Below are 24953 nucleotides of genomic sequence, written 5' to 3'. Positions count from 1 at the left end.
ATGAGTCATCAACAAGTATTAAGAGTGGAAAACCTCTCCATCGAACTGCCCGCCGGCGCCGATCGTAGCCACGCCGTCAAGGACATCAGTCTGGATGTACGCAAGGGCGAAATTCTCTGCGTGATCGGCGAATCCGGCTCCGGCAAATCGGTGCTCTCCGCCGCAATCATGGGCGATTACGCCAAAGGCCTGCGCCACACTGGAGGCGTGATTGATTTCCTCGGCGACGATATTTGCCGCATGGACGAAAACGCTCTGCGCAAGCTGCGAGGCAACCGCATTGCGATGATTTTCCAGGAGCCCATGGCGGCGCTGAACCCGGCGATTCGCATTGGTCAGCAGGTCGCGGAAATCTTCGACATACACGCGCCGCAAATGCCCGCCACGGAGCGACGCGAACGCATGCTCGCCCTCCTGGATTCAACACAATTGCCCGATCCGCCACGGATTGCCAACAGCTTTGCGCATCAACTCTCGGGCGGCCAATGCCAACGGGTGGTGATTGCCATGGCGCTGGCGATGAACCCGGATTTGCTGATTGCCGACGAACCGACGACGGCGCTGGATGTGACCACACAGGCCCAAGTACTGAAATTGGTTCGCGACCTGCGCGGTCGTGGTCAACACGGCATCCTGTTCATCACCCACGACTTCGGCGTAGTGGCGGAAATCGCTGACCGCATCGCGGTGATGGAGGGCGGCGTGCTGGTGGAAATCGGTGAGCGCGATCAAGTACTCAACTCGCCGAGACACCCGTACACCCGCAAGTTGATCGCCGCTGTTCCGGCCCTGCACCCAGAGCTACACGTACCCTGTGCGGACGGTGAGTTGGCGCTGCGCATCGAGCACCTGACCAAGACGTACAACGTCGGTGGCCGTGTAGTCGCGGCGCTCAAGAATGTCTCGCTGCAACTGCCACGGGGCAAGACGCTGGCAATTGTCGGCGAGTCTGGCTCGGGCAAAAGTACTCTGGTTAAAGCGGCGATTCGGTTGGTGGAAAGCGACAGGGGCCATGTCTGGGTCGGTGACACGGACTTCCTGGCGTTGCGCGGTTCTGCGCTGGCGGCCAATCGCCGGCGGATTCAGATGATTTTTCAGGACCCGTACGGCTCGCTCAACCCACGGCACCGGGTCGGCGACATCATCGCCCGCGCGGCGCAACTGCGCGGGTTGTCGGCCAAGGATGCGTGGACCGAAGCCGGGGACTTGTTGGAACAGGTCGGGCTCAAGCGTGACGCCCTCAAACGCAAGCCCCGGCAGTTCTCCGGTGGTCAGCGCCAGCGCATTGGCATCGCCCGTGCCCTGGCGATGCGCCCGGAGGTGTTGATCGCCGATGAAAGCGTCTCTGCCCTGGATGTCTCAGTCCAACAGCAGGTCTTGGAGCTGCTCGCCGAGCTGCAACAGCGCCTCAACCTGAGCATTTTGTTCATCACCCATGACCTGCGCGTGGCAGCGCAGATCAGTGACTACATAGCGGTGATGCGCCAAGGCGAAGTGGTAGAGCACGGCACGGCTGAACAGGTGTTGCTGCGTCCGCAAAACACCTACACACAGACTTTGCTGGCGGCTGCCCCAGGCGCTTCGGCAGTCCTACTGGTGCCTGTCGACGAACCCGCGCTGAGGCTGATCCGACCTCATACCCACTGACTCGAAAACCCTTTTCCCAAGCTGCAGCGTTTGTTGCGGCGCGGGCTGCTGTTGCCGACCATAACTAAAAAACAGGAGTATCGCTGTGCACACAACTACCCGGATTGCAGTACGGTACATTGCTCTCATCGCGCTGCTCGGCGCCCTTGCGCCGCCGGCCATGGCGGTGCAGGTCACTGACAACCTAGACCTTGGCGGCGCGGTACGGGCGCGTTGGGACTATGACCCGGACCGCGACACCCAGAAGTTCGGTCTGGACACCGTGTTTCTCAGCGCCAAATACAACTCTGACACCTGGATCGGCGATGCGCAGTACCGTTTCTACGGACGCTCCTATCCCTATCGGTACACCAAGAACTACGGGGATATCCAGTTCGCCAAGTTCGCCTGGATCGGCTACAAATTCAATCCCGATCAACAAGTACAGGTAGGCTTGAATACCGTACCGTTCGGGTTGCAGCCGTACTTCGGCAGTACTTTTTACGAAACCCTGGGCAACGTCATCGGCCTGGAAGATCTGCAACAAATCGGCGCCAAGTACGTCCAGCAAAGCGGCGACTGGAACATCCAGGCTGGTTATTACCTGCGCCCGGCGTGGCAAGGTAAAGGCACCAGCAAAGGGGTGACTTACTCCAGCGTGATTTCCGAGGCCGACAGCTACGTGGGCGATGGCAGCAACAACCAGGAACGCAACACCGTCGTACTGCGGGTGGCCAAGGCGTTTGACCTGGGGAGCTGGACGTCTGAAGTCGGGGTTTCAGGCCTGACCTCGACCTTGGAAAACCAGGATACCAACAACGATGGCCGTCGCAACGCCGTGGCCGTGCACTATCTGGGCAAAAACGGCCCCTGGGGCGTGCAGCTGCAAGCGGCGCGGCAGCAGATGTCGCCACGTAATCCTGACAGCGATGAGGTGGTCACACTGGGCGGGTACGACGGTACCTACAACGTTGCCAGTCGCGGCAATTTGTACGTCGCCGACCTGAGCTACGACGTTGCTGGCAAATACCTGTTCGATCAGATAGACGGTGTGAAGCTGTACGCCAACTACAGCGCCTTCGACAAATCCGCCGACGCGTTCAAGACCTCGCAACGGCTGATCCTGGGTACCTCGTTTTCCCTGAGCAAACTGTGGATCGCCACGGAGTGGTTGTATGGCAAAAATGATCCTTACATTGGTGGCAGCAGCTACACCCAAAGTCTGGCGGCGGGGGGGAGTAACCAGTGGGAGAATCAGCTGTACATGAACATTGGGTATTACTTCTGATCCAGACGATCCGGCGTTTTTGAAGCACTTCGCAAGCAAGCCCGCAGCCACAGGTTCATCGTACATCTGTGGCGGCGGCGGCCCAAACAGCACTTGCATCAACCCCTGCCAAAGGGTTCAGTTACACCCTAGACAATCGTCATCAAAAACAATAAACCTGCCCGCGCGCTGCTGCGTCGAAGGCCGGTACGGAGCCACCCTTTCATGCGTCAACTGCCCTCGCTCAACATGCTGCGCGTCTTTGAAGAAGTCGCACGGCATCGCAGCTTCAGCCAGGCGGCTTTGGATCTTAACGTTACCCAAGGCGCTGTCAGCCGTCAGATCAAGCAGCTCGAAGAGTACCTGGGCGTGGCTCTATTTACACGCACGCCCCAAGGCCTGTCGCTGACCCAAAGCGGCCGTGCCCTCTCCCCTCAATTAGGCGATGCCTTCGACCAAGTCGAACGTGCCCTGCAAGCGGTACGTGTGCCCAACCTGCGCCAACGCCTGCGCATCGCCGCGCCACCTACCTGGGCCACGCGCTGGTTATCAGCGCATTTGCGCGCGTTCTGCCAGCGCTACCCCGACATCAGCCTCAGCGTGACCCACCAGAACGGCAACGACAGCCTTGCGGAAATCGACTGCCACATCCGCTTCGGCCTCGAAGGGGTCAACCATTGCAGCAGTCAGTTGCTGGTGATGGAGCGGCACATGGCAGTCGCCAGCCCGGAGTTGTTCGTCAATGGCCAGCCGCCGGATCTGCGGCAGTTTCCGCTATTGCACATACTGCATGACGGCAAACGCTTGAAGGTGTGGGAGAACTGGTTGGCAGCGATGGGTCGCGAGGATATCGACCCTGCGCAAGGGCTCGAATTCAGCACGCTGGATCAAGTCATCCACACTGCGCTGGCGGGGGGCGGGTTGGCGGTTATTGATCGACAGATGATCGAAAAGGAACTGGCGAATGGCAGCCTGTTGCCGATCACTGCGGCGGAAGTGATCGGGCCTTACGGCTACTGGCTGGATGTGGCGAATGAGAAACGGGGGCTGTCAAAAGTGCAGTTGTTTACTGATTGGTTGGGATTGGTCAGCAATCCCTGAAACACCTAGAGTCGAACATGGGAGCGGGCTTGCTCCCACGCTGGGTGTGTGATGGGTTTTAGATTGGGGCTGCGACCTTTGTGGCAGCGGGTGCCGCGCTCTCCATTGGCCCCTGCGCCTTGCACGCCTGGCTCAGTGCCAGGGATTTGGTTTCCGGTGCCCAAGCCCAGGAAATGATCGCGCCCAGTGCGAGAATCGACGCCAGGATGCCCATCGTTGGGCTCAAGCCGATACCCGCCACACTCACCGGCAACAGGAAAGTGCTGACTGCCGAGCCCAAGCGACTCACCGCCGTCGCCAAGCCAATCCCGCTGGCCCGCACTTCGGTCGGAAAGCTCTCGGCCGGGAACACGCCCACCAAATTGCTCACCGCCGACAACACCAGCGTGAACACGCCGAACACCAGCACCATCAGGAACGCCGCACTGCCCGGCAAGGCCGCCAGTAGGAACAAGGCTACCGCGAGGATGATGAACGAATTGATCAGGAAGCCTCGGCGCGAGAACTTCACTGTGCACCAGATGCCGATCAATGCGCCGAGGATCAGCAGCATATTGAGCATCAATTCGGTGCCGAAGCCCTCCGCTAGGCCCATCTTCTGCAATATCGATGGCAGGAAAGTGTAGATCGCAAAGTACGGCATGACGATACAGACAAAGAACAGGCAGTTGAACGCAGTACGCTTCCGGTATTCACGACTGACCAGCACCGCATACCCGGAACGGGTGTCGGTGGAGCGGGTTTCATCGAGTTCGACATTGTCGCCCAGGTGTTTTTTGACAATCGCCCGTGCTTCGGCGATCCGCCCCTGATTGACCAGCCAGCGTGGTGACTCGGGTGTGCCGATTCGAGCAACCAGGATCAGCGCCGCCGGGATCGCCGACGAAGCCAGCATCCAGCGCCAGGCGTCATCCTCCAGACTGAGCATCGCCGTGCCGACAAAGGTCGCGGCGACGTAGCCGAAGGTCCAGATGACACTAAACGAACCGAGCAATACGCCGCGATGTTTTTTCGGTGAGAACTCGGCAAGTATAGCGTGGCCCACGCTGAAGTCGCCGCCCAGGCCGATGCCGATTATTACCCTACAAAGGAATAGCTGCATCGCAGTTTGGGCATAGAACTGCATGACCGAAGCAATGGTGATCAGGACAAAACTGACCAGGAAGATTTTCTGCCGACCGACCTTGTCGGAAATCCAGCCGAAGAACAGGCTGCCGAGAAACAAGCCAATCAGTGCCGAAGCACCGATCAAGCCTTGCCAAAAAGCATCGAGTTGCATCTGCGGGCTGAGCAATGTGAAGGCAATACCGATCAGGCCGAGGATGTAGCCATCGGTGAAATGCGCGCCGAACGTGAGACCGGCAATTTTGATATGAAAACGCCCGATGGGCAGGTCGTCGATCTTTATCGATTGAGCGGACATGTTCGTCTCCAGTTGTTGTTATTGACGGAGAAATAAAACCGACAGCGCTTGAACCTATGGGAGTGAGTTCGCTCGCTCCCATAGGGATTACGGTTGGGGGTCAGAGGCCGCCCATCAGCAGGTATTTGATTTCCAGATAGTCTTCCAGACCGTATTTGGAGCCTTCGCGCCCCAGGCCCGATTCCTTGATGCCACCAAACGGCGCGACTTCCGTGGAAATGATGCCTTCGTTGATCCCGACCATGCCGGCCTCTAGGCCTTCGGCCATGCGCCATACGCGGCCTATATCGCGGCTGTAGAAGTACGCCGACAATCCGTAGGGTGTGTCATTCGCCCGTTGCAATACTTCGGCTTCGTCCTTGAAGCGGAAGCACGCGGCTACCGGGCCGAAGGTTTCATCCTGAGCGATCAGCATGTCGCTGTTGGCGTCGCACAGGATGGTCGGTTCGTAGAAGGTGCCGCCCAGCGCATGACGACGACCGCCGCACAACAGTGTGGCGCCCTTCTTTAAGGCGTCACTCACGTGCAATTCAACTTTGGCCAGGGCCGCAGCGTTGATCAGCGGACCCTGCTCGGTTTCGCCTTCCAGCGCACTGCCGACGCGCATCGCAGCCACCGCTTCAGCGAGTTTGCCGGTGAAGGCTTCGTAAACGCCGTCCTGGATGAAGAAGCGGTTCACGCAGACGCAGGTCTGGCCGGTGTTGCGGAATTTCGAGGCCATCGCACCTTTGACGGCGGCGTCCAGATCAGCATCGTCAAACACAATGAACGGGGCGTTGCCGCCCAGTTCCAGCGAGACTTTTTTTAGCGTATCCGCCGCTTGGCGCATCAGCAGTTTGCCGGTGCGTGTCGAGCCGGTGAACGACAGTTTGCGCACGATGCCGGAAGCTTGCAGCGCACCGCCAATCGCCACGGCGTCACCGGAAACCACGTTGAACACCCCGGCTGGAATCCCCGCCTGCTCGGCCAGCACTGCCAGGGCGAAAGCTGATAACGGGGTCTCTTCCGAGGGTTTGAGGATCATGGTGCAACCCGCCGCCAGCGCTGGACCGACCTTGCGCGTGACCATCGCCAGCGGGAAATTCCACGGCGTGATCGCCGCGACCACGCCTATAGCTTCCTTGACTACGATGATCCGCGCATCTGCCTTGTGGCTCGGTATCACATCGCCGTAGGCACGCTTGGCCTCTTCAGCGAACCACTCCAGAAAACTTGCGGCGTAGACCACTTCGCCCATTGCCTCAGCGAGCGGTTTGCCCTGCTCGCGGCTGAGCAATGTAGCCAGATCCTTCTGGTTACCCAGCATGAGTTCGCTCCAACGCTTGAGGCGCTGGCTGCGATCCTTGGCGGTCAACTTTCGCCAGGCCGGCAGGGCCCGATGGGCGGCCGCAACGGCGCGTTCGGTATCCTCGGCGCCGGCCTTGTGCACGTTGGCGATCACTTCGCCATTGGCCGGATTCGACACCGGATAGGTCGCAGCACCGCTCGACCATTGGCCGTCGATGAAATTGCCGTTACGAATCAGCGAGCTCATGCCACAGCCTCGGTCAGAGTAAAGCGTTCCAGGCCCAAGCGGGCCGAGCGCAGGATGCGTTTGCCGGCGGTGTAATCGTTGATCACGTCGCACGGGGTGTAGTTACGTTCCAGTTCGTGCAGTTCTTCGGCGTCGAGCCTGGTTTCCAACGCTGCCAACGCACTGTCAAACTGCGCAGTGGTGTCGGCGCCTACCAGCATGCAATCAACGCCCGGATGGTTCGCCACCCAAGCTTGGGCGATCTGTGCGTTTGATAAGCCACGGGCGCGAGCCACACGTTGTACCGAATGGGCGATCTCGAACGAGGCTTCGTCGCTGTACATTTGCTGCGTGAAAAAGTCGGTCTGGTTGCGGGTCGACTGCACGTCGCCGGTCAGCAAGCCGCGCGCCAGCGGGCTGAACACCGAAACGCCCAGGCCCTGATCGCGGCAAAACGGGATCATCTCGCGCTCTTCTTCGCGGTAGGCGCAGTTCAGCTGCAACTGCATGTTGATGGGCTTGACCCAGCCATGGCGCTCGCAAACCATGAGGATCTTCGCCAACTGCCCGGCGAGCATGGTGGAGACCCCAATGTAGCGGGCCTTGCCAGCGCGCACGATATCGTTCATCGCGCTCATGGTTTCTTCAACCGGGGTATTCAGGTCGAAGTAATGCAGCATGAACACATCGACGTAATCCATGTTCAGGCGCTTCAGCGAAGCGTCGATGCTGTCCATGATGTGCTTGCGTGAATGGCCGCTGGCATTGATGCCGTTGCGGGTGCCGTAGCCGACCTTGGTAGTGATCACCAGGTCTTCGCGGCGAGCCAGGCGCCTGACGATGCGCCCCACCACTTCCTCGCCGACGCCGGCGGAATAGAAGTCCGCGAGGTCAATGAAGTTGACCCCGTTGTCGAGGGCGTGGGCGACGATCGGCTCACTCTGCTTTTCATCGAAGATCCACGGTTTCCAGTCTGGGGTGCCCATGTTCATGGTGCCCAGGCACAGGCGGGAGACTTGCAGGCCGGAGTTGCCCAAACGAATGTATTGCATGGCGCAGACCTCAGGCTTTTGGGGTGTAGAAAGGGTTGCTGATGTGAGCGACCACATCCGCCAGTTGCGCGGTTTCCGGCTTACCGGTCAGGGCGGCGCGGATCGCAGTGCGGCAGGCGTTGTAGTTGTTCAGGTAAACCGCATCGAGGTCGTCACAGGCTGGGTTGACCCAGTTGGCGGTCACAATTGCCCACTCGTTTTCGGCTTCCGGCGGCAAGGTGCCGTCCAGCAAAGCTTCCAGAACAGCCTTCGCGATCCCCGCTTGTGACGCGCCCCATGTGGCGTTGCCGTGCAAGTCGCTGCTGATCGCGGCCTTATTGACGTAGAGGGTCATTGGCTTGACCGGAATGTTTGGTTGCGCGATTACCATGAACGGGCAATGCCCTTGGCTCGGTGACGCAAGGCTGTTGGCAAACGCCTGCCCCGCCGGGCCGTTACGCGGGCCAATCAGAATATTGATGTGGGCGGCGTTCACGCCCGGGCCTTCGAAACCTTCACCGATGTACAGGTCGAGTTCTTTCACAAGTCATTACTCTTTTTGGATTTATTCTGGTTGATGGGAGGCGCACGCGGATCTTGAAGATTGCGTGGCAGCTGCAGGGTGTGGAGAGTGAAATACGAGGCGGGAGAGGACGCGACAGAAGGGCTTGGTCATGATTGCAAACGCTCTTTTTGTTATTGATGAGCTGTGTTTGCGATTTTTTAACACTGGCGGTTGGCGGGGCTGTAACCATTAAAAGTCATGAGGGTATGAGTTCTGCTCATACCCTATACAATTCTGCTGAATGCTTACACGCCAACAAGATTACTCCTGGACTCCTCGGGATCGTCAGGAAAGAAAGGCAGAAGAAACCCGCACCCTCGCCGCAATCAACAACGCCGCCAGCAGCATCAGCACAGCCGCCGCGACGAACACACCCGCGCTGCCACCAAGGCTGAACATCGCACCACCAGCAGCCGCCCCGGTGGCAATGGCGGACTGCACCGATGCCACCACCATACCCCCAGCACTTTCCGCCTGGTCTGGCACTGCGTTGGCCACCCAGTTCGACCATGCCACCGGTACGCCGCCGAAGGCCAGGCCCCAGATCGCCACCAGTAGTGCCTGCCCCGGCACCGAGGCAGGCAACAGCACCAATCCTAGTGCCGCAACACCAACCAGCGCGGGCATCAGTACGAGCGTGGCCAAAGGGTGACGCTCCAGCAGCTTCCCGGCCAACAGCGTGCCGGCGAAGTTCGCTACACCGAACCCCAGCAGCATCAGCGACAACCCTCGCGCGCCGATGCCGGTGGTCCCTTCAAGGAAGGGCCGGACATAGGTGAACATGGCGAAATGGCCGCTGTGCACCAGCACGCAACCGAACATTCCAATGGCGATGCCCGGACGCAGCAGCACCTCGAGTACGGTACGCAGGCGTGCCGGTCGGCGTGGCGCAAGCCGGGGCAAAGTGAACGACTGGAACGCCAGGGTCACCATGCCAACCGCTGCCGCGGCAAAGAACGCGCTGCGCCAGCCATACAAGCCACCCAGATAGCTGCCCATCGGCACGGCAACGACCGTACCGATGGCAATGCCGCTGAAAATGATCGACAGCGCCCGGGGCAACAACGCGCTCGGCACCAGGCGCATCGCGACCGCCGCCGCCATGCTCCAGAATCCGCCAAGGGCGATACCCAGCAGGATGCGCATCAGCAGCAGCACGGCGAAGCTGGAGGAAACGGCGACCAGCAGATTGGAGGCGACCATCAGCGTGGAGAAACCCAGCAACACCCAACGTCGGTCGATGCTGCGGGTCAGGCCAGGCACCAGTAAACCGGCGAACAGCGCCACCACGGCGGTCACGGTCACCGCTTGGCCAGCCAGGGCTTCGGAAACGCCCAGGTCGGTCGCCATCAGCGTGAGCAGACTGGCCGGCAGGTACTCCGCGGTCAGTAATCCGAAGACGCCCATCGCCAGTGAGAAGACGGCCATCCACGCGGGGGTCGCAGGTGCCTCGTTCGCGCTGTCGCCAGCATGAGAGTCGGATGGGGCATTGCATACACAGTCGGTCATTACTCGGATCTCCCAATTTTCATTGCGAGCCGCAGTCTAGGCGCCGAAAGCTGGATGATCTATGATCCAAAAACCCTCATTTTTGACCAAAGCACCTGAACCATGTCGTTAGAACAGTTCGCTCAGTCCTCGGATCTCATCAACGAGTTGTTGCAGGGCATGCGTCTGCGGGGCGTCGACTACCGGCGTATCAACGCAGGTCCACGCTTCGGGCTGGGTTTCGCGGCAAAACCGGGGCACGCCTGGTTTCACTTCGTGGCCGCTGGCAATGCGATGTTGCACATGGAGGACGGCACCACCTATGAGCTGTCAGCTGGCAACGCTGTGTTCATCTCCCATGGCGCGGCCCATGAACTGCTCTCCCACCCCGACGTGCCGGTTCAGGACATTGACCGTTTAAATGGAGCCGCCCTCGGCGATACCGTCAGCGCCGTGGATATCGGAGCCGATGCCAGCCCCACGCCCAGTACCCTTCTGTTCAGTGGTTGTATGGAGTTCGAGCTGGGCAGTATCCATGGCCTCGGCCAGCTGATGCCGGGTCTGATGCTGATCGATGCCGGTGGCCAGCGCTATCCCGGGCTGGTGCCTATCCTGACGACCATGGAGCGCGAGGTCAGCGCTGCACGTGTTGGCTTCGCCGGTATTCTTGCGCGGCTGGCCGATGTGGTGGCGGCCATGATCGTTCGCGGCTGGGTGGAGTGCGCCTGCGGGAACGCTTCGGGCCTCGTCGCCGCCTTGCGCGATCCACGCCTGGCTGGCGCACTGCTTGCGCTGCATCAACAACCGGGCCGCGACTGGACGGTTGCGCAACTGGCAGAGCACTGCCATACCTCACGTTCAGTGTTCGCAGACCGCTTTCAAGTGACGATCGGCATGTCCCCGCTGCGCTATGTCACCGAACTGCGAATGCGGCTCGCGACCCAGTGGCTGACACTGGAACGGCTGCCGATCGAAGAAGTGGCGCAGCGTCTGGGCTATACCTCACAGGCCGCCTTCAGCCGTGCATTCAAGCGCATCACGGGCAAGACACCGGGTTTGAGCCGCAAGGCGAGACAGCCTGCCGTTCCCCAGAATCCATAACCCTGACTCACTTGCCGCCCGTTACATCGAGGAATGTACCGGTAACGAACGATGCCTCTTCGCTGGCCAGCCACAGAATCGCGCGTGCCACTTCCTCCGGTTGACCGCCCCGCCCCATGGGGATCGAATCCTTGACACGATCGACCCGTCCCGGCTCACCGCCACTGGCGTGCATTTCGGTGTAGATATGTCCGGGGCGAATGCAGTTGACGCGTATGCCTTCCCGAGCCACCTCCTTTGCAAAGCCGATGGTGAAGGTCTCCAGGGCACCCTTCGACGCTGCGTAGTCGACGTACTCGTTCGGGCTGCCAAGGCGAGCCGAGGCCGAAGAGACGTTGATCACCACGCCACCCGGACCGTTGTGGCGGGTGGACATGCGCTTCACTGCCTGCTGGGCACAGAGTATTGGCCCAATGGCATTGACCGCAAAGATGCGCTGCATCCGCTCGTAACCCAGGTCCTCCAGGCGCGACTGAGGCGCCAGCACGCCGGCGTTATTGACCAGTACGTCGATGCGTCCGAATGTGCGATCGATGGCGGCGAACAACTCGGCCACCTCTTGGGGGTCCGCACTGTCGGCCCGCATTGCCAGCGCCTTGCGCCCCAATGCTTCCACATCCGCCGCCACGGCCAGCGCTGCGGACTCGTTGGCCACGTAGCTGATAGCCACGTCATAACCTCTGGCCGCGGCCAGCCGGGCGGTTGCCGCACCCACCCCACGACTGCCTCCTGTGATGAGAATCAGCGGTGCCTGCGAGACGTTGACCATTGGACTTAGCTCCTGAGCCGTTGGCTGTGTCAGCCGATAATGGGGGTGCCGCCGGCGATCACGCAGGCGAGCGCCCCTGCGACATCACGCTTTCAGGGATGCGTAGGACCATCCTGTAACCGACCAACGTTCTCATCGATGCGATGCTGAATCATCCGCAAAGTGTCTCGAGTGATAACGCCTGGATACAAATCCTCGGCAAGGGTTGCAAACCTACTGGCCACACCACAGATACGGTCGATCATTCTGCCTGCATCGTCGGGAGATATTTCAGCCTCTTGAGCGAGCCGCAGCATTTGCGCGCGAGAGATCGACAGCGCTTCACCCATCACATCCATCTGGTGATAACCGCCTGGTCCCTCGCAGAATGTCACGTCATAGGCTGGCGACAGTTCCCACTGACCCTCTTGCGTCATGATGTAGGCAAAGTTCTTGGGATGATCGTCCCGGTTGTTGAACGCGACATTGAAGACCGCACGCTCGAAGGCCGTTGCCATTGCTCGCACGTCGTTGGTACACATCCGGGTGGCCCGCAAGAAATTGACATAGTCCAACACTCCCGGCGATCGATAATCGGCCCCGGTGAAAGCCGCAAGGCTCTGCATGGGGATACGCAAGCCCTCATGGCGGTCAAATCGCTTGCTGGCGAAGGCTGCGAGGCCATTGGGCAGGCTGAAGTATTGTGTAGCTGGGGTCTGGATGCCACACATGCGCAAGCATTCGGCGTAGATCATTTCGACCGCGCAGACTTCAGCATGCTCTTCCTTGGCAGGGAACTTGATCAACCAAGCTTCGAAACCCGGTGTGGCCGCTGTGGTAAATCCGCCTGTTGCAGGGTTGCGATACACCAGCGCCTTTGGCCTGGCGCCTTGCGGCGAGCCACCAACCAGCAGCAACGTCTGCAGGAATTCGCCACCGTCTCCTTGAAGCACTTCCTGGACGCCTGCAGCGAGCTGTTCCAATGGAATGTGAACGTCAGACGCTTGTCCTTCCGGGACCCTCGGTTCGAACGTCATCGCGCCCATGGCGTTATTGCCGATGTAGGCAAGCCGCTGCAACGGGCCAATACGCGCCGTGCTGAGCCCTCGACGCCTGAACATGCGGTCCATCAGCAACATGCCCCACCCGTCCGGCAACGCGTCATAGACGGGACCTGGCAGGTGCAACTGGTGCTCCGGAAAGTCCTGGCGCAACAGAGCGCCCTGTAACGGCAGTGTGTAGGACGACAGCTCCAAACCTCTTTGTCTGGCTTCGTTGCTGTACTCGAATACGATCAGCGGACGCCCCGTCAGGGCAGTCGTGGACACCAGTGTGCCCCACTTCCAGCGCTCGCCCCAGCCTTCGTAGAGCACATCTACCTGCTCAGGCATTGCCGGCCTTCCTCGTTGAACGAATACGTTTGGCGCTGTTTTCATAGCGGCGAATGTCTTCGATACTGTCCAGTTTGGGAAGGAATAGGCCCTCGAGCTCTCGGGTTCTGCCAAGGGCCATCGCTACCCTTACCACGTTCTCGAAGCCGACATTGCGCCCTGCTTCAAGGTTGGACACGGTATTGGCGCCGATACCGGCACGCCCCGCCAACTCGGCTTGGGTCATGTTCAACGCCAAGCGCTCAGTGCGCAATCGATCGCAGAGACGCTTGACGATCTCATCGGGTTTGCTGAAGCTCAATTCCAACATCGTTTGTACCTAGCCTGTGCTGTACAGACGCAATCGCCACGTTAACAATCAGGACTAGCCAGTGCTAAATCCAATATTTTGTGGCTTATTTTCTATATTGACCTTTTAGACACAACATAACAGATTTAATGAGGCTTGAGTTTTGAGAATGATGCTTCGGTTGTTCAGTCTGTGACAGAAGCTTTGCACTACCCACAACTCTCCAAGGCATCCCATGATCCGAGAACTCAAGACATTCATCTGCGTTGCGCAACGGGGCACCTTCGCGGCCGCCGGACAGCAGGTGGGGCTGACGCAGTCGGCGGTCAGCGCGCAGATCAAGAGTCTTGAGCAGACCCTGGGTGTCAGGCTGTTCGATCGGACCGGGCGCGCGGCGACCATCAATGCTGCCGGGCAGCGGGCCATTCCGCTGGCTGAAGAAATTCTGCGGCTTTTCGAGCGTATGGGCGCGGCGGACAGTGGCAATGATTTCCACGGCTCGCTGCGCATTGGCGCCATCGGCACGGTGCAGACCGGGATCCTGCCGCAGGCGTTGGTGGCGTTGAGAAAGCAGGCGCCTTTCATCGAGACCCACCTGGTGCCGGGTGTGTCGTTGAACCTGCTCAGCCAGGTGGACGCGGGCGAGTTGGACCTGGCCATCATGATCAAGCCGCCGTTTGCGCTGCCCAAGGACCTGCATGCCGAAGTCATCGCGCGCGAGGCCTTCGTACTGATCGCCGCGAAGAACGTCTCAGGCGACGACCCCCTGGCGATCCTGGCGCAACAGCCTTTTGTGCGGTATGACCGCGGCTCGTTCGGGGGGCGCCTGGTCACCCAGTTTCTCAAGGAGCAGAAGCTCCATGTACGGCAGGCACTGGAGCTGGACGAGCTGGACGCCATTGTCAAAATGGTCGGCAGTGGCCTTGGCGTCGCGTTGGTTCCCAGGGCGGGTCTATGGCTGGAGCATTCGGCGGACGTGAGGGTGCTGGAGCTGCACGAGCTGACGTTTTTCCGGGAGATCGTATTGGTGTCGAAATACCGGCAAAAGCACTCGGCACTTTTCAACATCTTCAGAAGCTGCGTTCTGGAGGCCGGCGATGTGGGGTGACGATGCAGGGTTTCCAGCCGAGAATTGAACCGTTGTGGGGCAGCATGAACAATCAAGGTGCAAATCCCTGACCGAATGCAGAATCAATCAAAATATTTCGTGCTCAGAACACAGGATTTACGCTTTTATCTCACGCATTCGCGGACAAGAATGGCTTCAGATCAAAACAAAGCCATAGGAAATTACCGTGAGCCTTTCTCCTTTTCATCTCGCAATACCTGTCTACGACCTGGCGGCCACACGTCATTTCTACGGTGAAGTGTTCGGGCTCTCCGAAGGCCGCTCGAGTGCGCAGTGGGTCGACTTCGATTTCTACGGCCATCAACTGGTTATTCACGAGCACCCCAAGACGGCTTCCCAGGAAAGCGTGCACAGCAACCCCGTGGACGGTCACGATGTACCGGTCCCGCACTTCGGCATCATTCTGGAGTGGGCGCAGTGGGAGGCATTGGCCGAACGGCTGAAGGCGCGCGGTACCCAGTTCGTCATCGAACCCTATATTCGTTTCCAGGGCCAGGTGGGTGAACAGGCCACCATGTTCCTCTTCGACCCGTGCGGCAACGCACTGGAGTTCAAGGCGTTCAAGGACATGAGTCAGCTGTTCGCCAAGTAATCCGTTACGCAGCGACCGTCGCCAGCAGAGCGACGGCGCACTCAGGCCTCCTCCTCTTCCCCGATTCAATTGCCAACCTCCCCTTGCAGCCGCCGCAGTGGCTTCGCAGTACGGACGTTGCGCTTCGAACAAAGGCATCAGGGCATCCGCATGCAGTGCGCGGATGGACGGTGCACTGCCGATTTTTGTTACGCCTTTTCAGGCAGCACTTTCTGCCATCCAATTTCCTGGCCTCGAGCCAAAGCGGGAGGTATTCATGTCCGGTGTTCTTTCTGAAAGTACCCCAATGCAGCGCACTGACGTCGACGCAAGCGTCACCCAGGGCTCAGGGCACTCAGCCCTGGTTGCCAGGCGTGCAGCCATGGCTTCGGCGACTGGCACTGCGGTGGAATATTACGAGTTCAGCATCTACGGCTACATGGCGACCATCATCGCGCCCTTGTTCTTTCCTGGTGACAATCCGGCGGCGGCCCTGCTCGCCACCCTGGCGGTGTTCGGCATCGCTTTCGTCATACGCCCGATCGGTGGCGTCCTGCTGGGCCGTCTGGCCGACCGTATCGGACGACGTCGGGTGCTGCTCAGTACCGTGATCGGCATGGGCACCGCTACGGCGCTGATTGGCGTGCTGCCCACCACCGCGCAGATCGGCCTCGCCGCCCCTGTGTTGCTGGTGCTGTTGCGCTTGTCCCAAGGTTTCTTCGCTGGCGGCGAAGTGGTGGGCGCTGCGGCGTTCGTGGCGGAGTCTTCGCCCAATGGCCGGCGTGGTTTCTTCGGCGCGTTCACCCCGCTGGGGGTGGCCGTCGGTGGGGCGTTGGGGGCGATCGTCTGCGGTATCACCACCGGGCTGCTCAGCGCCGAGCAGTTGCAAGCCTGGGGCTGGCGGATTCCGTTCTTTCTGTCCATCCCGCTGGTGATCTTTTCGTTCCACATGCGCCACAACGTCGAGGAGACCCCGGAGTTCAAGGCGTTCCTGGCCAAGGACAAGCCACCGGTTGCGCCGGTCAAGGAAGTGTTCGGCAAGAATTTGCCGGCGCTGTTGCGGGTCATCGTGTTCGCCTCTGCACAGAATGCCGGCTATTTCATCGGCATGGTGTTCATGAACATCTACCTGACCACCTACCTGCATTTCGACAAGTCCAAGGTCTACTGGGTGATTGCGGTGATCAGCCTGTGCATGGCGGCGATGATGCCGTTCTGGGGCGGACTGTCGGACCGTATCGGTCGGCGCAAAGCCTTGGCCATCGGCTTCGTCGGCTATGCCGTGCTGGTGGTGCCGATGATGATGCTGATGGACAGTGGCAGCCTGTGGATCGCGGCGCTGGCGATGTTTGTCGCCACCCTGCCCATGCCGATCGTGCAATCGGTAGGCTACCCGACCTACGCCGAGCAATTTCCAACTCGCGTGCGCTACACAGCGATGGCGATCAGCATCAACCTGGGTGCGATCCTGGGAGGCGGGATCACACCCTATGTGGTCACCTCGATCATCACCCGGACCGGCAATCTGCTGGTACCGGGGTACTTCATGGCGGGCGCGGCGGTGTGTGCGCTGCTGGCCATCCTGACCTTGCGGGAAACGTCCAAGGGTAACCTTCTTAGATAACCGATTTATCGGGAAACATCTCGTGTGCCTTTATCGCCAGCGACGATAAGGGCACCGTTGAACCTTCACAATCGCTTCCGAGTCGGACCATATGGGCCAAAGTGCCCCTGTCGTCCCCTCAGGAGCTTCAGAATGACCACCCCCAATCCTCAGCCGTTACCCCAGGACGCTGTGGCGGTAACCTCCCTGCATATTCTGACGGTGAATACCCACAAGGGCTTCAGCCCGCTGAACCGGCGCTTCGTGCTGCCCGAGTTGCGCGAGGCCGTGCGGACGCTGGGCGCCGATGTCGTGTTCTTGCAGGAAGTGCTCGGGATGCATCGCTCCCATGGCCAGCGCTACGACAACTGGTCGGACGTTCCCCAATACGAGTTCCTCGCCGACAGCATGTGGCCGGTGTACGCCTACGGCCGCAATGCGGTGTACCCCGATGGTGACCACGGCAATGCGCTGCTGTCGAAATTCCCCATCGTGCGCCACGAGAACCTCGACGTCAGCGTCACCGGAACCGAGGAACGTGGTCTGCTGCATTCGGTGCTCGACGTGCCCGGGCACGGCGAAGTGCACACCATCTGCGTGCACCTGGGGCTGCGTGAGAGCCAGCGCCAGCAGCAGCTGACATTGTTGTGCCGGTTGCTCGACAGCCTCGACCCCGCTGCGGCCGTCATCGTTGCCGGCGATTTCAACGACTGGCGCGTGCGCGCCGACGAAGCCCTGGCCGGCTGCCACATGACCGAAGTGTTCGTCGAAGCCTTCGGCAGCGCGGCCAAGACGTTCCCGGCGCGGCTGCCGCTGCTCAGGCTCGACCGTATCTACATTCGCAATGCGACGGCCCACATGCCCAAGGTCCTGTCGCGCAAACCCTGGTCCCATCTTTCCGATCATGTGCCCCTCGCAGTGGAGGTTCGCCTATGAGCGAGCAATGGCGTGACAACAACGAAATCCAGCTGCTGATCAATGGCGAGGAGTTCTTTCCGGCGGTCTTCGAGGCGATTGGCCAGGCCCGTGAAGAAGTGTTGATCGAAACCTTCATTCTCTACGAGGACGAAGTGGGCAAGAATCTGCAACGGGTGCTGATCGAAGCGGCGCAACGCGGCGTGCGCGTGGAAGTGCTGGTGGACGGCTATGGCACGGCCGAGCTGAGCACCCAGTTCCTACGCGAACTGGCCGACGCCGGTGTGCAGCTGCTGGCCTTCGATCCGCAGCCGCGGGTGATGGGCGTGCGGACCAATCTGTTCCGTCGCCTGCACCGCAAGATCGCCGTGATCGACGGCGAAATCGGCTTCGTCGGCGGCATCAACTACAGCTCCGACCACCTGGCCGACTCCGGCGAGCCGATGGCCAAGCAGGATTACGCGGTGCGCGTGCGTGGCCCCATCGTGGCGGATCTGCACCGTGCCACGCTCGCCCTGCTCGATCGAACCAGCAAGGTCGTGCGCAGCCGCGCGCCGTGGCGCTCGCGCAGCCCTTCGCCGGACGCCGACAGCGCCAGTGCGCGGCTGATGCTGAGTATCCGCGACAACGACCAGCACACCACCGATATCGAAGAGCAGTACCTCAAGGCCATTCGGGGCGCACGCGAACGGATCATCATCGCCAACGCCTATTTCTTCCCCGGCTACCGCTTCCTGCGCGAACTGCGCAACGCGGCCCGCCGCGGCGTGGACGTGACGCTGATTCTGCAGGGCATGCCGGACATGCCGCTGGTGCGCCTGTGCTCGCGGCTGCTCTACAACTACCTGCTGCGTGATGGCGTGGTCATCCGTGAATACTGCCAGCGGCCATTGCATGGCAAGGTCGCTGTGATCGACCGTGAATGGTCGACCGTGGGCTCCAGCAACCTCGATCCGCTGAGCCTGTCGCTGAACCTTGAGGGTAACCTGATCATCAAGGACCGCCGCTTCAACGAGCGCTTGCACGATCACCTGGAGGAGCTGGCGCGCAGCACCTGCAAGTCGATCAGCCTGCAACGCGTACTGCGCGGCTACTGGTGGCGGGCGCCGATCATCTTCCTCACCTTCCACTTCCTGCGTCATTTCCCGGCGATGGTCGGGTTCATCCCGGCGCACTCGCCCAAGCTGGTGCCGCTGATCGATGTCGAACCGCAGCATTGCCAGGCCCCGGCGCTGGATCGCAAGGAGACGGTATGACGACCTCATCGCCGAGCGCGCCGAAGGCTTCGCCGAAATCCAGCAAGTGGGTGTGGGCCAAGCGCGGCATGACCGTGTTGTGCTTCATCCTGGTCCCGGTACTGGTGTTCATGCTGGTCAAGAACCTCGACTGGCAGGAGGTCAAGCATGCGCTGAGCTCCTACAAGTTGAGCACCTTGCTGATCGGCGCCGGTATCGTCGCGGCAAGCTACCTGACGTTTGCCAGCTACGACGTGCTGGCCAAGCGATACATCGGCCACGACGTGCCCAATCGGCAGGTACTGCCACTGGCATTCGTCTGCTACGCGTTCAACCTCAACCTGGGCTCATGGGTGGGTGGGATCGCCTTGCGTTACCGGCTGTACTCCAAGCTGGGCCTGGACGCCACGGCCATTACCAAGATCGTGAGCCTGTGCCTGATCACCAACTGGCTGGGCTACCTGTTCGTCGCCGGTACGCTGTTCGCCATGGGCCTGCCGGCACTCCCCGAGGGCTTCAAGATCGGCAGCACCGGGCTGCAGATCATTGGTGTGGTGATCATCCTGCTGGGGCTCGCGTACCTGGCGGCCTGCCGCTTCTCGAAAAAGCGCACCTGGACCATTCGCAAGCAGGAGATCCTCCTGCCCTCGTTCAAAATGGCGCTGACCCAGGCCTGCCTGGGTGCGTTGAACTGGAGCTTGATGGGTCTGCTGGTGTGGTCGTTGCTGCCGGATAAAGTGGGCTACCCGACCATTCTGGCGATCCTGCTGATCAGCAGCATCGCCGGGGTCATCACGCACATTCCAGCGGGCTTGGGTGTGCTGGAAACCATCTTCATCACCTTGTTGCAGGGTCAGTACTCCAAGGGTGCGCTGCTGGCGGCGTTGATCGCCTACCGCGCGCTGTATTTCCTATTGCCCCTGGCGATTGCCTGCGTGGTGTACCTGGTGCTGGAAAAGCGCACGCGGACCATCGAAAAGCACCGTGAAGCGGATGCAGGCACCGGCGCCAGCTAGTCCTGTCTAGATGCGCCTGGCCAACATCGAGCGCACGGTGGAGGTCAGGTGATCCAGGGTGAAGGGCTTGGTCAGCACCTGGGAAGCGGCGGTGGACAAGCTTTCGGCATCCACCTTCTGATCCGCGTAACCGGTGATGAACAGCACTTTCAGATAGGGTTCGAGCGACCAGGCGGCGTCCGCCACCTGGCGGCCGTCGAGCCCACCGGGCAGGCCGATGTCGGTGATCAGCAGGTCCGCCTTGACCCCGCCCTGCACCAGCGACAAACCTTCCACGCCATTCGCCGCTTCCAGTACGCGATAACCTTTTTCCCGCAACGCTTCGCCAACCATCTGCCGCAATGTGCCCTCGTCGTCGATCAGCACAATGGTTTCACCGGTGGCATCGGTGTCCATCGGCGAGCCGCTGGGCAGCGGCAATGGCGCGACCACTTCGCCCTCATGCCGCGGCAGGAACAGGTGCATGGCCGTGCCCTGTCCGGGCGTGGAATCGATGCGGATCTGCCCGCCGGACTGGCGCACGAAGCCGTAGACCATCGACAGGCCCAGCCCCGTGCCTTGCCCCAGCGGCTTGGTGGTGAAGAACGGATCGAACACTCGCGTAACCGTCTGCGGGTCCATGCCAGTGCCGCTGTCGGTCACGCTCAGGCACACGTACTGCCCGGGTTGCAGGTCGTTCTCGGTGCGCGCCCGAGCGAACTGATGGTGATTGCGAGCGCGCAGCCACAGACTGCCGCCTTCGGGCATCGCATCGCGCGCGTTGATGCACAGGTTGAGCAGTGCGCTTTCCAACTGGTTGGCGTCCACGCGCACCCACCACACGTCGTCATCGCTCTGGGCGCTGAATTCGATGCTCGGGCCTAGGGTCTGGCGGATCAGGTCTTCGAGGTCGGCGATCAGCACCGGCGGCTCGACCGCACGCGGTGCCAGGGTCTGACGCCGGGAGAAGGCCAGCAGTCGGTGGGTCAACGTCGCGGCCCGAGCCGATGCACCCAGCGCGGCGTCGATGTACCGCTTGAGCTCGGTGGTGCGGCCTTGTTCGACACGCTGGCGAAGCAGCTCCAGGCTGGCACTGATGCCGGTCAGCAGGTTGTTGAAATCGTGGGCCAGGCCGCCGGTCAACTGGCCGACCGCTTCCATCTTGAGGCTGTGGCGCAGTTGCTCTTCGACCTGCTGCAGCATCACGGCGCGCTCGCGCTCCTCGGTCACATCGCGGCCCACGGAGTGGAACGCGTTGTCCGTGGGCACGGCGGCCCAGGCGATCCAGCGATAGCTGCCATCGCGGTGCCGCACTCGGCAGGTCATGTCATGCAGGCGTTCGCCGCGGTACAGCGGCACCATCGCAACGGCCACGGCATCGTGATCGTCGGGGTGGATCAGGTCGACCGCATGCCGGCCCAGCAGCTCTTCAGCCTTCCAGCCCAGTACCCGCGACCAGGCAGGGTTGATGGCCCTGACCTCCAGCTTGCGGCTGGTCACCAGCATGATGTCGGAAGACAGGTCCCAGAATCGGTTGCGCTCGGCCGTGCGCGCCATGGCTTCGCGTTCGAAATCCTCGGCGGCCTGCTCGGCCTTTTCCCTGGCCTGCAGGGTCGCCGTGGTTTCGATGACCGTATCGAGCATGCCGACGATGGTGCCGTGCTCGTCGCGCACCGGGCTGTAGCAGAACGTGAAGTACGCCTGCTCGGCCCGACCGTTGCGATGGATGACCAGGGGAAAGTTTTCGATGAAGGTCGCTTCGCCTTCAAAGGCGCGGTCCATGATCGGCTTGATCTCGTCCCACACCTCGCTCCAGACGATATGTATCGGTACCCCGAGCGCTGGCGGCTTGCCCGTCAGCAAGGGCGCGAACGCATCGTTGTACAGCATGATGCGTTCGGGACCCCAGGCCAGACAGCCGGGAAAGCGCGACGCCAGCAACATGTCGACGGCGATGCGCAGGGCTGCAGGCCAACTGTGGATCGGTCCCAGTGAGGTCGCTGCCCAGTCGTGGCAGCGTACTTGCTCGCTCATGCCCTCTCGGGAAAAGGGAAATGGCTCGGTCATGTTCAACTCAGGCAGTGGATCGCGCAGCAACCATAGCATCCGCACGGGTCTGCGGCGACCCACCTGTGCCTCTGCGGCTCAGGAAAAACCGGTCACCGCGTGCGGTACATAGGGCTTTTCCAGGCGCGCCGTTTCTTCTTCGGTCAACGACAGCTGCAGTGCGGCCAGGGCATCGTCCAACTGCGCAGCCTTGGAGGCACCGACGATCGGCGCCGACACACCGGGCTTGTTCAACACCCAGGCCAGTGCTACCTGGGCCATGGGCACGCCACGTTCCTGGGCGATCTGCTCGACCACATCGATGACCCTGCCATCCTCGGCCTCGGTGGCGGCATAGAACGACTGCCCGGAAATATCGGTACGGGTGCGTTCGGTCTGCACGCCGTGCGGGCGGGTCAGCCTGCCACGGGCCATCGGGCTCCAGGGCATGAGGCCTACGCCCTGGTCCAGGCACAGCGGAATCATCTCGCGCTCTTCTTCGCGGTAGATCAGGTTGAGGTAGTTCTGCATCGAGACGAAGCGGCTCCAGCCATGACTGGCCGCGACCTGCTGGGCCTTGCCGAACTGCCAGGCGTACATCGACGAAGCACCTATGTAGCGCGCCTTGCCGGCCTTGACCACGTCATGCAGCGCTTCCATCGTCTCTTCGATCGGCGTGTGGTAGTCCCAGCGGTGGATCTGGTACAGGTCGACGTAGTCGGTGCCCAGCCGCTGCAGGCTGGCATCGATGCTGGCCATGATCGCCTTGCGCGACAGGCCCTGCTCGTTGGGCTCGTTCGAGCCCTCCCACATGTTGGCCGGGAAGAACACCTTGGTGGCGATCACGGTTTCTTCGCGACGGGTGAATTCCTTGAGCAGCTTGCCGACGATGACTTCGGACGTGCCGGCCGAATAGCTGTTGGCCGTGTCGAAGAAGTTGATGCCCTGCTCCACCGCATGCTTGATGATCGGGCGGCTGGCGTCTTCGCCCAGGGTCCAGGGGTGGGTACCGGCATCGGGTTCGCCGAAGGTCATGCAGCCCAGGCACAGGCGGGAGATATCCAGGCCGGTGTTGCCCAGCTTGACGTATTTCATGGAGTGGCTCCTGCGGTGGACCGCGCGACATGCCGATCCGATGCCCGTTACCTTAGCGCCCACCGCCCACCGACATAACCCCCAGGCGTCGCACCTGAGCTATGCAGAAATTCACAAGCGCGGCAGCACGGCCATGCAGGTGCGCACGAATTCGCCGACCGCCTGGATGCGTGGCGTGGCGCGCACGTCTTCGTGGAACGCCATCCAGACTTCGATGTTCAAGGTGTTCGCCTCCGGATCGACCCGTTGCAGGGCATGTTCGGCAGCGATGAACGCCGGCAGGCAGACGATACCCGCTGCGCCGGCGGCCGCCAGTGCCTGCACGCGCAGGTCATTGCTGCACAACACGAACTCGCCTCCCTTGGCCTGCTCCACCAGCCAGCGATGCTGGAGGGATTTGGCTTGCGAAGCGTCGTAGCCGATGAAGCGCGGCTTCGCTGCCTGAGCCAGGTAAGCAGGGCTGGCATACAGCGCATAGTCCAGGTGCCCGAGCAGACTGGCCACCAGAGTCGACTCCAGCGGCCGCGCCAGGCTGACCGCCACGTCCGCCTCCCGGCGCGCCAGCGAGGTTCGCGACTTGGTGCCCACCAGGCGCAGTGACAGCGCCGGGTGCTGCGCCAGCAAGGCACCGGCATGGGGCGCGATCAGGCTGCCCAGCAACACCGGCGGCGCCGACAGCACCACTTCGCCCTGCACGTCCGGCTGGTCGGCACCGGCGTAATGCTCCAGAGCGAACGAAGAAGCGCTCATCTGCTCGGCGAACTCGGCAATCCGCAGCCCCTGGTGCGTCAGTACGTAGGCGCGAGAGCGACGGTCGACCAGCTTGAGGTTGAGCGCTGTTTCCAGTGAAGCAATGCGCCGGGCCACAGTGGCATGGTCCACCGCCAGCGCCTTGGCCGCCGACGCCAGCGAGCCGGCTCGCACGAAGGCCGCAAAGTGCCTCAGATCTTCCCAATCGAACATGGATACCCTCGTCAGTGAGAGGCCATGATACCCCTGGGTCCATGCAAACCCTGCATTCATATCGGCAACATTTCGCCCCCTGTAGCAGCGGCGCGAGCCGCGTCGGCGGTATATGCGGTGTACTTGCAGGATCGCGGTAAAGCTGGACGCGGCTTGCGCCGCTGCTACAGGGCGATAGCGCCCGTCGATAAAAAACACTTGCCGAAGCCTGTTCTTGGTATACCATAATACCAGATACACACTCTCCAAGAAGGAAACAGGCATGAGCTTCGAGATCCGCAAAATCGTCACCTACTCCGAAGAGACCCGCATCGAAGGCGGCAAGGCCACCGACACTCCGGTGACCATGGTCGGCCTCGCGGTCGTCATCAAGAACCCCTGGTTGGGCCGCGGCTTCGTGGATGACTTGAAGCCGGAGATCAAGGCCAACTGCTCGGACCTCGGGGCTTTGATGGTCGAGCGTCTGGTGGCCAGCATCGGTGGTGCCGACAAGATCGAGGCTTACGGCAAGGCTGCGGTGGTCGGTGCCGATGGCGAGATCGAGCACGCTTCGGCCGTGATCCATACCCTGCGTTTCGGCAACCACTACCGCGAGGCGGTGCAAGCCAAGAGCTACCTGAGCTTCACCAACAAGCGTGGCGGGCCCGGCACCTCGATCCAGATCCCGATGATGCACAAGGACGACGAGGGCCTGCGTTCCCATTACGTCACGTTGGAAATGCAGATCGAGGACGCGCCGCGCGCCGACGAAATCGTCGTGGTCCTGGGCTGCGCCAACGGCGGGCGCCTGCATCCGCGCATCGGCAACCGCTACATCGACCTGGAAGAACTGGCCGCCGAAAAGGCCCAGTGATCCAC

General features: G+C 61.3%; 22 protein-coding genes. 11 read left to right on the top strand and 11 right to left on the bottom strand.

Annotated elements, in window-relative coordinates; all coding sequences use genetic code 11:
* The 3 genes from BLV18_RS08805 (at position 1) to BLV18_RS08795 (ending at position 3994) form a co-directional block, all read left to right on the top strand.
* Positions 1-1647, top strand: a complete 1647-nt coding sequence (locus BLV18_RS08805) for a dipeptide ABC transporter ATP-binding protein (RefSeq protein ID WP_090357808.1) — start codon at positions 1-3, stop codon at positions 1645-1647.
* Between the two features lie 160 nt (positions 1648-1807).
* Positions 1808-2914, top strand: a complete 1107-nt coding sequence (locus tag BLV18_RS08800; protein WP_244156937.1) for a hypothetical protein — start codon at positions 1808-1810, stop codon at positions 2912-2914.
* A gap of 204 nt (positions 2915-3118) precedes the next feature.
* Positions 3119-3994 (top strand): LysR substrate-binding domain-containing protein, encoded by an 876-nt coding sequence (locus tag BLV18_RS08795; RefSeq protein ID WP_090357806.1) that lies wholly within the window; start codon positions 3119-3121, stop codon positions 3992-3994.
* 58 nt (positions 3995-4052) lie between these two features.
* Here the strand turns inward: BLV18_RS08795 and BLV18_RS08790 are convergent, their stop codons facing one another.
* The 5 genes from BLV18_RS08790 to BLV18_RS08770 all read right to left on the bottom strand — a co-directional run bounded on the left by BLV18_RS08790 (position 4053) and on the right by BLV18_RS08770 (position 10035).
* Positions 4053-5417, bottom strand: a complete 1365-nt coding sequence (locus BLV18_RS08790; protein ID WP_090357802.1) for an MFS transporter — start codon at positions 5415-5417, stop codon at positions 4053-4055.
* A 100-nt stretch (positions 5418-5517) separates the two neighbouring features.
* Positions 5518-6951, bottom strand: a complete 1434-nt coding sequence (locus tag BLV18_RS08785) for an NAD-dependent succinate-semialdehyde dehydrogenase (protein ID WP_090357799.1) — start codon at positions 6949-6951, stop codon at positions 5518-5520.
* The gene (locus BLV18_RS08780) at positions 6948-7982 is read right to left on the bottom strand and encodes an aldo/keto reductase (RefSeq protein ID WP_090357797.1); all 1035 of its coding nucleotides are present in this window, start codon (positions 7980-7982) and stop codon (positions 6948-6950) included. Before BLV18_RS08780 ends, BLV18_RS08785 begins: the two co-directional genes overlap by 4 nt.
* A gap of 10 nt (positions 7983-7992) precedes the next feature.
* Complete coding sequence (gene fae, locus BLV18_RS08775; RefSeq protein WP_090357794.1) at positions 7993-8505, bottom strand: formaldehyde-activating enzyme; 513 nt, start codon at positions 8503-8505, stop codon at positions 7993-7995.
* 306 nt (positions 8506-8811) lie between these two features.
* Positions 8812-10035: an MFS transporter gene (locus BLV18_RS08770; RefSeq protein ID WP_090357792.1), complete on the bottom strand. Its 1224-nt coding sequence runs from the start codon at positions 10033-10035 to the stop codon at positions 8812-8814.
* Positions 10036-10137: 102 nt separating this feature from the next.
* Here BLV18_RS08770 and BLV18_RS08765 point away from each other — a divergent pair, with 102 nt between their 5' ends.
* On the top strand, positions 10138-11115 hold the full coding sequence (locus BLV18_RS08765) for an AraC family transcriptional regulator (protein WP_090357790.1): 978 nt from the start codon (positions 10138-10140) through the stop codon (positions 11113-11115).
* A 7-nt stretch (positions 11116-11122) separates the two neighbouring features.
* Here the strand turns inward: BLV18_RS08765 and BLV18_RS08760 are convergent, their stop codons facing one another.
* The 3 genes from BLV18_RS08760 to BLV18_RS08750 all read right to left on the bottom strand — a co-directional run bounded on the left by BLV18_RS08760 (position 11123) and on the right by BLV18_RS08750 (position 13564).
* Entirely contained in the window at positions 11123-11884 is a 762-nt protein-coding gene (locus BLV18_RS08760; RefSeq protein WP_043190155.1) for an SDR family oxidoreductase, read from the bottom strand.
* A gap of 92 nt (positions 11885-11976) precedes the next feature.
* Positions 11977-13254: a type II toxin-antitoxin system HipA family toxin gene (locus BLV18_RS08755; protein ID WP_090357789.1), complete on the bottom strand. Its 1278-nt coding sequence runs from the start codon at positions 13252-13254 to the stop codon at positions 11977-11979.
* Positions 13247-13564 (bottom strand): helix-turn-helix domain-containing protein, encoded by a 318-nt coding sequence (locus BLV18_RS08750; protein WP_090357786.1) that lies wholly within the window; start codon positions 13562-13564, stop codon positions 13247-13249. Before BLV18_RS08750 ends, BLV18_RS08755 begins: the two co-directional genes overlap by 8 nt.
* 214 nt (positions 13565-13778) lie before the next feature.
* Between BLV18_RS08750 and BLV18_RS08745 the strand changes: the two genes are divergently transcribed.
* The 6 genes from BLV18_RS08745 to BLV18_RS08720 all read left to right on the top strand — a co-directional run bounded on the left by BLV18_RS08745 (position 13779) and on the right by BLV18_RS08720 (position 20012).
* Complete coding sequence (locus BLV18_RS08745; RefSeq protein ID WP_090357783.1) at positions 13779-14651, top strand: LysR family transcriptional regulator; 873 nt, start codon at positions 13779-13781, stop codon at positions 14649-14651.
* Between the two features lie 187 nt (positions 14652-14838).
* Positions 14839-15264 carry a VOC family protein gene (locus tag BLV18_RS08740; RefSeq protein ID WP_043190159.1) on the top strand — a complete coding sequence of 142 codons (426 nt, stop codon included), beginning with the start codon at positions 14839-14841 and terminating at the stop codon, positions 15262-15264.
* A gap of 361 nt (positions 15265-15625) precedes the next feature.
* A complete protein-coding gene (locus BLV18_RS08735; RefSeq protein WP_244156827.1) occupies positions 15626-16867 on the top strand; it encodes an MFS transporter in 1242 nt (413 codons plus the stop codon).
* Positions 16868-16999: 132 nt separating this feature from the next.
* Positions 17000-17782, top strand: coding sequence for an endonuclease/exonuclease/phosphatase family protein (locus BLV18_RS08730; RefSeq protein ID WP_043190162.1), 783 nt, complete (start codon positions 17000-17002; stop codon positions 17780-17782).
* Complete coding sequence (gene clsB, locus BLV18_RS08725) at positions 17779-19017, top strand: cardiolipin synthase ClsB (RefSeq protein ID WP_090357778.1); 1239 nt, start codon at positions 17779-17781, stop codon at positions 19015-19017. Before BLV18_RS08730 ends, clsB begins: the two co-directional genes overlap by 4 nt.
* Complete coding sequence (locus BLV18_RS08720; protein ID WP_090357776.1) at positions 19014-20012, top strand: lysylphosphatidylglycerol synthase domain-containing protein; 999 nt, start codon at positions 19014-19016, stop codon at positions 20010-20012. Before clsB ends, BLV18_RS08720 begins: the two co-directional genes overlap by 4 nt.
* A gap of 6 nt (positions 20013-20018) precedes the next feature.
* Here BLV18_RS08720 and BLV18_RS08715 read toward each other — a convergent pair whose 3' ends face one another.
* From BLV18_RS08715 to BLV18_RS08705, 3 genes are all read right to left on the bottom strand, one after another.
* Complete coding sequence (locus BLV18_RS08715) at positions 20019-22058, bottom strand: hybrid sensor histidine kinase/response regulator (protein ID WP_244156826.1); 2040 nt, start codon at positions 22056-22058, stop codon at positions 20019-20021.
* A 78-nt stretch (positions 22059-22136) separates the two neighbouring features.
* Positions 22137-23132, bottom strand: coding sequence for an aldo/keto reductase (locus tag BLV18_RS08710; RefSeq protein WP_090357774.1), 996 nt, complete (start codon positions 23130-23132; stop codon positions 22137-22139).
* 111 nt (positions 23133-23243) lie between these two features.
* On the bottom strand, positions 23244-24095 hold the full coding sequence (locus BLV18_RS08705; protein WP_090357772.1) for a LysR family transcriptional regulator: 852 nt from the start codon (positions 24093-24095) through the stop codon (positions 23244-23246).
* Between the two features lie 262 nt (positions 24096-24357).
* On the opposite strand from BLV18_RS08705, the gene BLV18_RS08700 reads away from it, so the two are divergent.
* The gene (locus BLV18_RS08700) at positions 24358-24948 is read left to right on the top strand and encodes an amino acid synthesis family protein (protein WP_043190191.1); all 591 of its coding nucleotides are present in this window, start codon (positions 24358-24360) and stop codon (positions 24946-24948) included.
* Positions 24949-24953: the final 5 nt, after the last annotated feature.

The organism is Pseudomonas coleopterorum, assembly GCF_900105555.1.
Classification (GTDB): Bacteria; Pseudomonadota; Gammaproteobacteria; order Pseudomonadales; family Pseudomonadaceae; genus Aquipseudomonas; species Aquipseudomonas coleopterorum.
This window is presented reverse-complemented; position numbering and strand designations above follow the sequence as displayed.